This is a genomic window from Persicimonas caeni, assembly GCF_006517175.1.
GTDB classification, from domain to species: domain Bacteria; phylum Myxococcota_A; class Bradymonadia; order Bradymonadales; family Bradymonadaceae; genus Persicimonas; species Persicimonas caeni.
In genome coordinates this window covers 6589393-6601996 of the sequence record NZ_CP041186.1, presented here as the reverse complement: position 1 = coordinate 6601996, position 12604 = coordinate 6589393, and the positions used below count along the sequence as shown (strand labels likewise).

The following is a 12604-nucleotide window of genomic DNA, read 5'->3' as shown; positions in this document are numbered from 1 at the left end:
ATCTCGAACTTCGCAGAAGTATGACAAAATCGTTGCCGCAATGCTACGCACTCCCTCGCCCGCCTGACCCGCCGTCTCACAGCTCGACGCCGATCTCCATCGCCATCGCCGTCAAAAGACTGCCGAACAGGTCCTCTTCGAGGGCGAAGGCGGCTTCGATATCGACCCCCCTTGCTTCGAGGTGAGCGATGGCGCGCTCCTCGATTTCGACCCGGTGGTCCTGCTCTTCGACGATGATCGCCTGCAACTCGTCGCGCACGATGTCGTGGGAGGTCGCCGCGCGGTATAGCGGGTAGACCATCATCGCGCGACGCTCGATGAGCGTGGTCACCAGCAGGTAGTTCTGACGAGGGTCGTCCTCACCGGTCGCCTCGGTCACCCACTTGCTCGCGCTCTCATCGAGCTTCTGGAAAAAGCTGATGGCCGAGTCGTGGGCCAAGTATTCGTCGCACTCTCCGCCGTTGAGCTCTTCGCACAGGCGCTTGAACGCATAGGCGTGGCGAGTCTCGTCGGCCCAGTGGTCGAGCACGACCGCCGATGGGTGGCTCTGGCACATCGTCTTACCGATTTTGCGGGCACCGATATATTCGAGAAGCGACAGCGTATTGAGCCAGACGACCTCGGTCTGCACATCGTCGGTGATCGCCTCGAGCAACGTCTTGAGTCGTTCGCGCATTTTACTTCCTCAACTTGGTCAAAGTTAGTATCCACTCAGTATGGCGGGATGCTACAGAAAACGGCGGGTATTTCAACCACGTCTCGCACACGCGCGCATCCGGAGGTTCAAAAATCCGTTAAAACGCTAGCATTTGACTCTTACTCCAAGTAACATGTATCCGGGAATCATCTTAAAGCTAGTATGACGCATTTTCGGGGCTCTGATGAGCGACCAAACAACGATCCGTATCCACGACATTCAGATTAAGAGCGGTACGGTTATCCAGGGCCGCTACGAGATCACGCGCCATCTGGGGGCCGGCGGTTTCGCTCAGGTTTTCGAGGCGTTCGATACCAATATCGAGCGTCCGGTCGCGATCAAGTTCCTGAACCTGCACGCTTCGACCACCGATCCGAACGCCCAGCAGAATATCCTGGCGCGCTTCAAGCGCGAGGCGAAGCTGGCGGCCAAGATCCAGCACTCGAACGTGGTCAACATCTTCGACTTCGGGCTCATCGGCGAGCGGCGCGATATCCCGTTCATCGTGATGGAACTGCTGTCGGGTCACGACCTCGAAGAGCAGATCTTTGATAAAGGCTCGATGGATCCGAAGCGTGCCCTTCCCCTCTTTGTGGACTGTCTCGAGGCCCTCGGCGAGGCGCACAAGCTCGGGATCGTGCACAAGGACCTCAAGCCGTCGAACCTCTTTCTGGCCAACCCCGGCGAGCGCACCGAGTCGCTGCGCATCGTCGACTTCGGCATCGCCCACATCCGCGACGCCCGTGAAGGCCGCTTGACCGCCACCGGCGAGATTCTGGGAACGCCCCAGTACCTCTCTCCGGAGTATATCGAGGCGCAGATTGTCTCGCCGGCCTTCGACGTCTACCAGATGGGCTTGATCTTGGTAGAGGCGCTCACCGGCAAAGCCGTTGTCGACGAGATGCACCCGCTTCGCTGCGTCAAAGCGCACTCGATGGGCGAACTCGACCTGCCCAACGCGCTGCTCGACAGCCCCCTGGGGCCGGTCATCGCCCGAGCGCTGCATATCGACCACAACCAACGCTTCGCCAACGCCGAGGAGTTTGCCGATGCGCTGGCCGAGGTGGACCCGGCGTCGGTTCCGGTCCTCAGCGCCGACATGCCCACATCGCGGTTGGCCGAAGCCGGCACGTTGGATAGCAACTCGCGCATCATGAACAGCCGTACCGGGCAGATGAATCAGCCGACCACGGGTCAGCTGTACGGCAACACCCAACAGGGGTACGCGCAAATGCAACAGGGAGGCGTGCCCGCCGACCAGAGCGCCGACCTGTCAGGAACTCACCCATCGATGCGCGCCCGCTCCCCCCAGGGCCCCACCAACCAGATGGCCCGCTCGACCGAAGTGGCGATCCAAGAGGCGGGGATCGGCAACCGGGGCGTCAAAGCGCTGGTCATCCTGGGATTGGCCGTGCTGTTGCTCGGAGGAGTCGCCGCATGGCTGCTCACGACCAAGCTATCCGAGGATCAGAACGACGACGCGGCGGTCGCGTCGGCTGAGGCCGGTGAGTTGGATGGTGAGTTGGATAAAGGGGCCGAAGCAGCCGGACCGGCCGAACCCGGAGCGTTGGCTGCCGCGGCAACCGACGAGAAAGACGAGGCCGCCGATCCGGCAGCAGACGAAGAGGCGGACGAGGCCGCTAACGCCGAAGGTGACGAGGCTCCCGCTGCTGCGACCAAGCCCGAGCCGGTCAAGATCACCATCAACTCGTCGCCCGAGGGAGCGGCCGTGTATCGCGGCTCCGAGAAACTCGGCACCGCTCCAGTCGCGCTGACCTTCGAACCCGGTGACGAGGACCCGGTCGACGTCGAACTACGCCGACGCGGTTACCAGAGCAAGGAGATCACCGTCAGCCCGGACAGCGACTCCGAGCTCACCGTCGATCTCGACCGAAAGAAGACCGTGCGCCGAACCTCCAAGCGTCCCCCGCGCCGCAAAGAGCGCACCGAAAAACGCGAGGAGAAGTCGTCACCGTCGACGACCGAAAAGACCACGACAAAAAAGGCAGAGAAAAAGGAAGACAACAGTCCGCGCATGCTCATTGCGCCCTGAGTCTCCCCCCTTCTTCGACGCTCTCGAGCGTCTTTCATAGCCCGCGGCGTCACATCCGGCGCCGCGTTGCGCTTGCTCCACTTCTGGACACTTTTTCATCCAATACCGACTGACCAGTCAGTCAGACCCATCCTGCCCGCGCTTCTGCAAGCGTTGGAACGCCCTTTGCTTCGTCATTGCCTGACGCAAAGACCAACTCGTAGTTTAGTCATTACGACGGAGCAGCAGATGAGACAATCAAAGCTCCTGGCATCGGTGGGTTTTGCCGTAGCCTGCGCAGTGAGCGCCACGGCCATCGCCGCAGAGCCAGACCAGACGCCCCGGGAGGGGATCATTCTGAAGGTGAGCGACGGTGAAATTATCGTCGATCTGGGCGGCTCGGACGGCCTGCCCGACGACGCCACGGTGCGTGTGTATCGTCGGGTGGAGGTGACGCACCCGGTCACCGAGAAGACCATCGTCGACCGCTTTCCCATCGGTGATCTGCCGCTGCGTCAGGTCGGCGACCAACTCTCCATCGCAAACAAAGCCGAATCGCTCGAGCGGCTGCCCGCAGTGGGCGATTATGTCGTCTGGTTTCCGCCCAAGCAGTCTCCGGCACAGGCGCAGAAAGCAAAACCGCCAGCCGCCTCGCCCAAAGAGACGACCGACCCTTCAGATTCGAAGACGGTCGATCTGACCAGCGACGTCCCATCCAAGAGCAGCGAACCGTGCCCTCCCACGCAAAGCCCAGAGGTCGCGGCAGTCGACAAAGCCTTTCAGAAGTCCCTCGGACGCCCTCTTTCGGAACGCGTCGACATCTGGACGGCGTTTTTGGAAGAGCATCCCGACAGCCCGTTTGCCGAACAGGTGGCGGCCGAGCTCAAGTGGCTGCGTGGGCGCTTGCTCGAGCAGCGTGCGCTCATCATGCAGCGCGAAGACGACAAGCGAAACCCGCTCGAGGCGAAGGTCACCTACGCACCGACCCTTTACCCTGGCGACCCGGTCGAGTTGGTCGCCACCTTCGAAGAGCCCGAGCGAGTCGAGAAGGTACGCGTGCTCTACCGCCACCCGGACGAGCCGAGCTTCCAAGAGCGCGACCTCGAGCGTGACGGCGACCGCAACTGGCGTACTCGCCTAGACGAGCACGCCGAGGCGCCCGGGGAGTTCGAGTTCTTCGTCGAAGCCGTGCGCGACGACGGCGAACTCCAACTGATCGCCGGGAGCGCCTCGGAGCCCAACGACCTCCACGTCGAGGTCCCGCCCAACGATCCCATCCGCCGCGCCGACCGCTCCAAGGCCACCGGGGTGGTCGAATACGTCAACTTCAAGAGCGGCCCAGGTGATGACGAATACCTGCGCTTCGAGTCCGATTACCGTTACCACGTCGGCTTTGGAATGCTCGAAGCGCTGAAGGTGGGTGCAGGTATCTTCGAGGGGCGCGGTGGACCGGTCGACGAGATCGAAGCCGGCGCCGATGCGAGCGACATCAGCGTCAGCTACGGCTTTGCCGAGCTGCAGTTCACGCTCTCCGAGTTCGTCGGACTGTCGGGCCGCCTGCTCGTCGGAGACCGCCAATCGAGCTCCTCGTCGAGCCTCGACGACACCTTCGGGCTTCGCACGGAGCTGCGCATCGGCCGCCGAGACGCCACCCGCCTCGAGCTGGGGCTCGCGAACACCGACGGCATCGGCAACGAGGTCTGGATCAAGTTGGCCGTCGAAGAGCTCGAGAATATCCCGATGAGTGGCGAGGTGGTGGTGACCAACCTCCCCGTCGGCGAAGACCTGGGCGTCATGCTCAACTACGGCACCGGCTATCAGTTCAACGACTGGTTCACGCTGATGGCGCGGGTGGGATGGAACGCACGCACGATTCAGTATCAGGGGCCCACCGCCGGCCTCGGCACCGTGTTCACCTGGTAAAGAGCGAAGGAGCAGAATCATGAATTCGACGCAACTGTATGTACGTGTGGTGCTCTCGACCCTCGCTTTGCTGGGTGCACCTCAGGCCGTGAGCGCCCAATCGGACGAGCCCGCTGCCGAGCCGTCCGTCGAGCCGGCCATCATCCACCGGCCGAGCGCGACATTACGCTCGAATGAGCAAGTGCTCATCGAGACCCGAATCGTGGGTGACTGGAAGCTCGAGCAGGCCTGGGTGGACGCGCGGCCGCTCGGTTCCCAAGGCGAGTATCGACGCTTCGCGCTGAAGCGTACCGGTGATGACGAGTTTGCAGCGATCTTGCCCAAAGAGATGTCCGTGCCGCCGGGCATCGAATACTACATCGCCTCTCGTGCCCAAGATGACACCGAACGGGTGCACTTTGCGTCGCGAGAGGAGCCGTACCGACTGATGGTGCGTCCGACCGCGGCCGAGGTAACCGAGCGCCACCGTCTCGAGCGCTACGACAACGACCGCTCGCAGTTTCGACTGCGCGCCGAGTATACCGCCTACGGCCGGCGCAACGTCGGCCCGGGTGAAGTCTCGATCGACGCCTCCGGCGAGGACCTCGTCACCGATGCCAACTCCGACGCCTACTGGGTCGCCGAGCTCGAGTATACCTACAGGGTGCTCACGTGGCTTCACGACTTCCGCTTCGGTATCGGTCGGCTGCGCGGCTCACAACCCACGGTCACCGTCGACGGAGAGAGTCGTGGGCTCAACGACGGATACGGCAGCGACACCCCTCTTGGGGAGCCTGGCTACGACTACGGTTATGGCGAAGCCAATCTGGCATTTCTCGACAACTTGTCTGTGGGTACACGCCTCATCCTCGGCGCCAGCGACCAGGGGTTTGCCGCCGGAGCGGGAGCCACCGTGCGCATCGGACGCATCAGCGGAACGCATTTCGCGGTGGGCGGGGAGATTCAAGACGAAGTCGGCAACCGTGGCTGGATGGCCTTTCGCTGGGACACGGTGCCCGACGTCCCCATGGCCCTGACCATCGAGTTGACCAAGCGTCCCGACGAAGGCGGACCGACGGGCACGCGACTCCTCTACGATGTGGGTGTGGAGGCGAGCGAGGGTCTGACTCTGGATGCGCGCGCCGGCTATGCCTCGCGGTCAGCAGGTATCGAAGGCGGCTTCGTGGGCGGACTGGGCGCGACCTACGAGTTCTAGTCCCAGCACTTGCTAGTCCCAGCACTCGTAGGTGTAGTCGGTCTGGCGGACGAAGGTATTGGGATGCGAGACCCGCACGGTACGCATCGAGATCAAGTCGCCTCCGCCATCGTACTCGTAGCTGGTGTCGGTGAGCGTGCGAGTCACCTCACCGTGCACCACCCGCCGGACCAACTCTCCGCCGTTGGCGTGGGTCTTTGCCTCGTACTGCACCCAAAAGGGCTCTTGGCGGCGCACTCGCAGCTCCGTGTGCAGCCCACCGACTCCAGTTTCGCCCTCGCTCGCCAACTGGGCCTCATCAGCCGGTTGGCTCCCCTTGGAGAGTTCGGTGATCGCGCCGTAGGATGTCCACGCGTCATAGTTCGTAAACGGCATCAGCATCTTACCGAGCAGCGTACATTCGTAGACGATATCGACGTCCCCATCGTCGCCGTGGTCCGTCTCGACGCGCACTAGGCTGCCATGGTTGTCGAAGCTGTAGTCCGCGGACACAGGGGCCGGAATCGCGCCGTCGCTGCCGACGAGCGCCAGCCAATCAACGGGCTCGGCATAATAGGACAGCCGTGTGCACGGCATCCGTCGACCCGGCGCGCTCTCCAGGCTCTTCTGCAGCGCCGAGCAGATCTCGTCGCCCTCGAGGTAGAGCTTGTACGCCATGCGGCCCATCAAGCCGACCATGACCACGCCGAGCACAAGCGCCAACCACTCCTGACGGCTCCACCCATCCTTGGCTGTCGTGTTGTCTCGGCTCATCGCGCTCGGCGAGTTTTCTCGCGCGTGGTGTTGTCAGCGTCGTCGAACAGCGTAGAATGGTAGCATACTTGGTTCCTTCTGCGCATGGCATTCGCAATGTCGACCCACCGAGAGACCGGGGAAATCGAGGGCCCCTTTCCCACCGATGATCCTGTGTTTCGGCTGATCGAGTTTTACTTGGCCAATGGCTATCGAATCGTCGAGCGTCAAAAGGAACCGAGTGACGCACAATCCTCCGAAGACGATACCGCGCCGCTGACCGGCGCGACTGTCGAACGTGGGCGCGCCGGCGCTGGTTGGTGGACCTCGAATATGACCGAGTTGCACACCTCGGTGGTCATCGAGCGCCACGACGAACTCATGCGCGTGAGTTATACCGTCGACACCAGCGGTCAACTGCTCAACGAGGCCGAGCAGGCCTTCTGGAGCCGCGAGATCAGATCGGCACAGCGCTTTGCACGCGGTGACGCGGACGAGCCGCGTGATTTGCGCAAGGAGGAAGAGCGTCGCGCAGAAAACCAAAAGGACGAACTCATGTCGATCGGCCTATGGGGGGCCATCGGAGTCTTTACCCTGATCGTCGTTCTGGCGTTTCTCGGGATTATCTAGTCCCGACAGCCTGCAGATCGGTCAGCCCCCTTGGTGAGTTGTATGTCGTACGCCGTCTTTGGCTCGACTCGACGTTATCCGTATCAACTCCGGGGAGCGCTCATGCCCGTAAGACTGACGATTCGCCCGCCCAGAACCTCTAAACCCCAGGTCGTCGAGTTCGACGAAGACCGCGTGACCATCGGACGCAGCTCTCGTTGCGACGTTCGAATCCCCCTTCGCGTCGTCTCCGGCCATCACCTGACCCTCCTTCGCACCGACGCCGGCCTGGTCGTGCGTGATGAGAAGAGCACCAACGGCACCCTGCTCGACGGCAAACCGCTGCCTGCAGACACCGACCAGGCGCTAAGCGGCGGCGGCAGACTCGAAATCCTCGACCTGCGCATCGATGTCGAGTTCGTGCCCGCGCTCGGCGACGCTTTCTCGCTGCAGCATACAGGCACAATGGCGCGCCAGTTGCTCGGCGACGCCCTCTTCGCCACCCAAGACACGGGCACCGACGAGTCGGCTTACTTCGAGGTGATGCGAGGACCATGCGCCGGCGAAAAGCTCGTCGTGCCCGATACCCTCGATCACGGGCGGCTCGCCGATGCCGCCGATGCAGACTTGCATGTCGAAGGGCTGGGCTGCGCCCTGAAGCTCTTTCGCGACGGCGACGGGTTCGGCGTCGAGCCCACCGAGACCAGCGCCAACGTATCGCCCAGCGTCGCCGGCGTGCCCCTCGACGGTCCACGTCGCCTCGCGTCCGGAGAGACCATCGTCGCCGGCGATGTGGAGTTACGCTTTGTCGACCCTCTCGAAGCCTACCTCGAGGAGCTCGACGGCGCTGGCGGGCCCGCCCACGACGAGGAGGCTCCGTCCAAGCACAAGGCACGTCCAGGCTACGACACGTTGACCGAAGACAACGAGGCGTCGCCCACCTCCGAACTCGATGAGGACGAAGAACGACAAAACCCCGACTCCACTGCGCGGGGCCTCGGCCCTGTGGAAGTCGGGGTGATCACCCTCAGCGTGATTTCGCTTGCGGGCGTCGTCTATCTGCTCTTGTCGATCTTCGGAGTCGTCTGAGGCTCAGACCTCCAGAATCTCGTTCGTTTTGTCCTCGACAATCTGGTCGATTTTCGAGGTAAACTGGTCAGTCATCGCGTCGATCTTCGAGAAAGCACGATGCATCTGGTCTTCGGTGATCTCGGACTCCTTCTCGAGTTCCTTGATCTGGTCGTTCGCCTCGCGCCGACGATTGCGCAGCGCGATCTTGTGATCCTCACCCTCACGCTTGACCACCTTGGTCAGCTCTTGGCGACGCTCACCGGTCAGGGCCGGAATCGGCACGCGAATGATGTTGCCGTCATTCGACGGGTTCAACCCGAGATCCGACGACGAAATCGACCGCTCGATCTCGGGGATCAAGTCGCTCTCCCATGGCTGAATGGTGATCAGGCGCGGGTCGGCGACCTTCATCGTGGCCACCTGATTGAGCGGGCTCATCTGGCCGTAGTACTCGACCTTGATGCCGTCGAGCATCCCCAGGTTGGCCCGACCGGTGCGGATCTTGGCCAGCGAGCGCTTCAGATCCTTGACGGTGGTCTGATAATCTTCTTTGAGTTCATCCAATACCAACTGTTCCATGGCTCCTCCTCGAGCAGATTCGGCAGCGATACTTGTCCCTAAATGGCAAAGTCCGCTAGTCGCGAGTCAATACGCTGTCGTTGTCCACGATGAGCGTTCCAATTTGCTCACCGAAGATCACCGCCTTCATGTTGCCGCGCTTGCGCAGGTTGAAGACGATAATCGGAAGACTGTTGTCCATGCAAAGGCTGATTGCCGTCGAGTCCATCACTCGAAGGTTTCTGGACAACACATCCAGATACGTCAGCCGGTCGTACATCTTGGCGTCCGGATTGTCGACCGGGTCGGCGTCATAAACGCCGTCGACCTTGGTCGCCTTGAGAATCACCGAGGCGCGAATCTCCATCGCTCGCAGCGCCGCCGCAGTGTCGGTGGTGAAGTACGGGTTGCCCGTACCCGCTGCGAAGATGACCACGCGCCCCTTCTCCAGGTGGCGCATCGCACGCCTACGAATATACGGTTCAGCAACTTCTTTAATTTCGAGCGCCGTCTGAACTCGGGTAGGAACGCCGAGTTTTTCGACCGCGTCTTGCAGCGCCAACGCATTGATCACCGTGGCGAGCATTCCCATGTAATCGGCCGAGGCGCGGTCCATGCCGGCGGTGCTGCCGGCGACGCCGCGAAAGATGTTGCCTCCGCCGATGACGATGCCGACCTCGACGCCGAGCTGGCTCAGCTCGACAATCTCCTCGGCGATGAGCCCGAGTGTATCCGGAGAGATTCCATAACCCTGTCCGTCTTGGAGGGCTTCTCCCGACAACTTGATGAGGACTCGTTGAAACTTGGGCTTCGACATGTACCGGTCCGGGTGGTGCTAGGGGTCCGTAAGTGGGACGCCGTTGATTCCAAAAAAAAGCGCCCCGAAGGGCGCTTTGTCAATGGCCGATGATCAGCCTTTTAGCTGCTCGGCGACTTCTTTGCGGAAGTCTTCGTCCTTCTTTTCGATGCCTTCGCCGACTTCGAAACGCACGAAGTCCTCGATGCTCACACCGCCGAAGGTGTCCTGGTATTCGGAGACCGTCTTGTCGGTGTCCTTGACGAACGGCTGCTCGAGAAGGCTGACTTCGGACTCCCACTTCTTGATCTTGCCGGTCACGATCTTCGGGATGATGTGCTCGGGCTTGCCCTCTTCGGCCATCTGCGCCGAGAAGACCTCTTCTTGCGAGGAGCGCTCGGCGTCCGGGATCTGCGAGGGCGACAGGTACGGCGGGTTCATCGCCGCGATGTGCATGGCCACGTCACGCGAGAAGTCTTCGACTTCGCCGCGGTCGGCGTCGCCATCGATGGCGACCTTGACGAGCACGCCAATCTGGTCACCGGCGTGGATGTAGGTGCCCACCAGACCGTTGTCGGCTTGGAAGCGGGCGAAGCGGCGCACCGAAATGTTCTCGCCCAGGGTGGCGATCGTCTCGGTCGTGTGCTCGGTGACGGTCTTGCCGTCGACCTCGACTTTCTCGAGATCGTCGACCGACAGGATGTCCGACTGACCGATGGCAGCGGTCACCTCATCGGCGAACTCCTGGAACTTGTCGTTGCGAGCAACGAAGTCGGTCTCGGAGTTGACTTCGACGAGGACGGCCTCGGTGGCGTCGTCGTTGGTCCAGGCGCGCACCAAGCCCTCGGCGGCGACGCGGCCCGACTTCTTCTTGGCAGCCGCGATACCTTTCTTCTCGAGGTATTCGATGGCGGCGTCCATATCGCCGTCATTTTCCTGGAGGGCCTTCTTGCAGTCCATCATGCCGGCGCCCGTGCGGTCACGAAGCGCTTTTACTTCCTTCGCACTGATTCCCATGGTGTGATGCTCCTTTTGGCGACGCGGCCCCTGAATGTCGGGGCCGCGTCGTCGGTTCAAAATTTATACGGTCGGTTCGTTCTCTAAACCTTGGAAAGGCTCGTCTTAGCCTTCGGCCTGCTGCGAAGCGCCGCCTTCACCAAGCTTCTGGACCTCGGGGCCCTTCTTGCCTTCGGCGACGTGGAAGTCGGACGCGGCGCGAGCGGCCTCACGGGCGCTCTCCTCGCGACGCGAGCTGGCGACTTTGCCGCCCTCGAGGCAAGCATCGGCAATGGCGTTGGCGAACAGGCGGATGGCGCGAATGGCGTCGTCGTTGCCCGGGATGACATAGTCGATGCCATCGGGGTCACAGTTGGTATCGCACACGGCCACGACCGGAATACCCAGCTTGTTGGCCTCTTTGATGGCGATCTCTTCTTTGTGCGGGTCGATGACGAACAGCGCACCGGGCACACCTTCCATGCCGCGGATACCGCCGACGTTGTTCTCCAGACGCTCGCGCTCACGCTCGAACATCAAGACTTCTTTCTTGGTGTACTTGGCGTACGAGCCGTCGCGCGACATCTTGTCGAGCTCTTCGAGCTTCTCGATCGACTTGCGGATGGTGCGCCAGTTGGTCAGCGTGCCACCGAGCCAACGGTTGACCACGTAGAACTGGTTGGCGCGCTCGGCCTGGGCGCGAATGGCGTCCTGCGCCTGCTTTTTGGTGCCCACGAACATGATGCTCTCGCCGGCGGCGGTCATGCGACCGACGAACTCCTGGGCTTTGGCGAACAGACGCACGGTCTGGCTGAGGTCGACAATGTGAACCCCGTTGCGGGCGCCAAAGATATATTGGCCCATCTTGGGGTTCCAGCGATTGGTCTGGTGACCGAAGTGTACGCCGGCCTCCAGCAGGTCTTTCATGGAAACTTCTGCCATCGTTTTTCTCCTGAGTTGATTTGTTAGTCCTCCGTCTCCTTCATCCCGCCCTCCCCACCTGGTCGGTGCCAAGCACACGGGGCTGCGGTCCAGAGACGTGTGTAATTGTGGTGCGTCGTCGTCGATGCACCTGCGAATTTTTTGGCGCGCCGTGTCTAACACACCAATGTGGTGTGCGCAAGCCGGCGCCCCATCCAAACGTGTACCCGCCCCAGCGACTTCCAAGAACCAACGAAAAAGGGCCGCGCACGGCGCGGTGCGCGGCCCTCTTCTATGTGCGATCGAGATGCCGGCGGCGCTGGGAATCGAATGCTGGTCCCAGTTCAGGGCTCGCACGGTTGCCCTGAGGGCGAGCCATGGGGCACAGCGACCGAAGCCCCCACCTTCCAGCCCGTCAGTCGCATGGACGCAACTCGAGAGGGCGCACGACGAAGTGCACGGGTTTGTCCGATCGCGGTACGACGGCGAGCGCCAAGGGCTCAGTGCCCGCCATCGTCACATTACAGGCCTCATCCGGCCCCACCTGGACGACCTCTACCCAGCGTGCGTCCTCGGTCTCCACCACCCGGGCAATGCGAATGGAAAATCCCCCCCTTTCGCCGTGGGCCCATCGAGGCCATGAGCACTTGCTGAGCCGCCGGCTCCACAGGCTCGTCGAGATAGCGATTGAAGGGCTCGATGTCTTCCGGTTGGCAAATCACGCGAAACTCCGGACCCCCTCCACCATGAGGCATGGAGCGGGCCTGGCGAATCGCAACATTGTCGGCATCCGGGAGTACCAACTCGGCGGAGCGGATGACTTCGGTTTGCGCGGGCGGCTGTTTCGACGGGGCCTTCAGTGATTTCGATGGAGCGCATCCAACTGTCCAAACCAAGGCGCATACGACGGCGAGCAGTTTCAAGGTCGGGACCATTTGGATTTCCAGCGTATCGAGAGCGGAGAACTTGCGGGGCCTTGTCCATCTGCGCCGCCGCTCTTGGAAGACGGGCCCGGCGTTGAGAAATTCACCGCGGCGACTTGTCGCCACTGCTTCGCGCTCCCTCGAGCAAGGG

11 protein-coding genes are annotated in these 12604 nt (G+C 62.1%); 5 read left to right on the top strand and 6 right to left on the bottom strand.

Features of this window, described 5'->3' with window-relative positions:
* Positions 1 to 76: 76 nt before the first annotated feature.
* Positions 77 to 676, bottom strand: coding sequence for a hypothetical protein (locus FIV42_RS24485; protein ID WP_141200238.1), 600 nt, complete (start codon positions 674 to 676; stop codon positions 77 to 79).
* Between the two features lie 205 nt (positions 677 to 881).
* Between FIV42_RS24485 and FIV42_RS24480 the strand changes: the two genes are divergently transcribed.
* From FIV42_RS24480 to FIV42_RS24470, 3 genes are all read left to right on the top strand, one after another.
* Positions 882 to 2750, top strand: coding sequence for a serine/threonine-protein kinase (locus FIV42_RS24480; protein WP_141200237.1), 1869 nt, complete (start codon positions 882 to 884; stop codon positions 2748 to 2750).
* Between the two features lie 228 nt (positions 2751 to 2978).
* Positions 2979 to 4652, top strand: a complete 1674-nt coding sequence (locus FIV42_RS24475) for a hypothetical protein (RefSeq protein WP_141200236.1) — start codon at positions 2979 to 2981, stop codon at positions 4650 to 4652.
* 19 nt (positions 4653 to 4671) lie between these two features.
* Positions 4672 to 5847, top strand: a complete 1176-nt coding sequence (locus FIV42_RS24470; protein ID WP_141200235.1) for a hypothetical protein — start codon at positions 4672 to 4674, stop codon at positions 5845 to 5847.
* Positions 5848 to 5859: 12 nt separating this feature from the next.
* Here FIV42_RS24470 and FIV42_RS24465 read toward each other — a convergent pair whose 3' ends face one another.
* Positions 5860 to 6600 carry a hypothetical protein gene (locus FIV42_RS24465; protein ID WP_141200234.1) on the bottom strand — a complete coding sequence of 247 codons (741 nt, stop codon included), beginning with the start codon at positions 6598 to 6600 and terminating at the stop codon, positions 5860 to 5862.
* Between the two features lie 96 nt (positions 6601 to 6696).
* Here FIV42_RS24465 and FIV42_RS24460 point away from each other — a divergent pair, with 96 nt between their 5' ends.
* Positions 6697 to 7209, top strand: a complete 513-nt coding sequence (locus FIV42_RS24460; protein ID WP_141200233.1) for a hypothetical protein — start codon at positions 6697 to 6699, stop codon at positions 7207 to 7209.
* Positions 7210 to 7311: 102 nt separating this feature from the next.
* On the top strand, positions 7312 to 8277 hold the full coding sequence (locus FIV42_RS24455) for an FHA domain-containing protein (protein WP_168210915.1): 966 nt from the start codon (positions 7312 to 7314) through the stop codon (positions 8275 to 8277).
* Positions 8278 to 8280: 3 nt separating this feature from the next.
* Here FIV42_RS24455 and frr read toward each other — a convergent pair whose 3' ends face one another.
* The 4 genes from frr to rpsB all read right to left on the bottom strand — a co-directional run bounded on the left by frr (position 8281) and on the right by rpsB (position 11551).
* Positions 8281 to 8838, bottom strand: a complete 558-nt coding sequence (frr, locus tag FIV42_RS24450; protein ID WP_141200231.1) for a ribosome recycling factor — start codon at positions 8836 to 8838, stop codon at positions 8281 to 8283.
* A gap of 55 nt (positions 8839 to 8893) precedes the next feature.
* Positions 8894 to 9634 carry a UMP kinase gene (pyrH, locus tag FIV42_RS24445; protein WP_141200230.1) on the bottom strand — a complete coding sequence of 247 codons (741 nt, stop codon included), beginning with the start codon at positions 9632 to 9634 and terminating at the stop codon, positions 8894 to 8896.
* A 93-nt stretch (positions 9635 to 9727) separates the two neighbouring features.
* Positions 9728 to 10630: a translation elongation factor Ts gene (gene tsf, locus FIV42_RS24440; protein ID WP_141200229.1), complete on the bottom strand. Its 903-nt coding sequence runs from the start codon at positions 10628 to 10630 to the stop codon at positions 9728 to 9730.
* Between the two features lie 105 nt (positions 10631 to 10735).
* The gene (gene rpsB, locus FIV42_RS24435) at positions 10736 to 11551 is read right to left on the bottom strand and encodes a 30S ribosomal protein S2 (protein ID WP_141200228.1); all 816 of its coding nucleotides are present in this window, start codon (positions 11549 to 11551) and stop codon (positions 10736 to 10738) included.
* Positions 11552 to 12604 lie beyond the last annotated feature (1053 nt).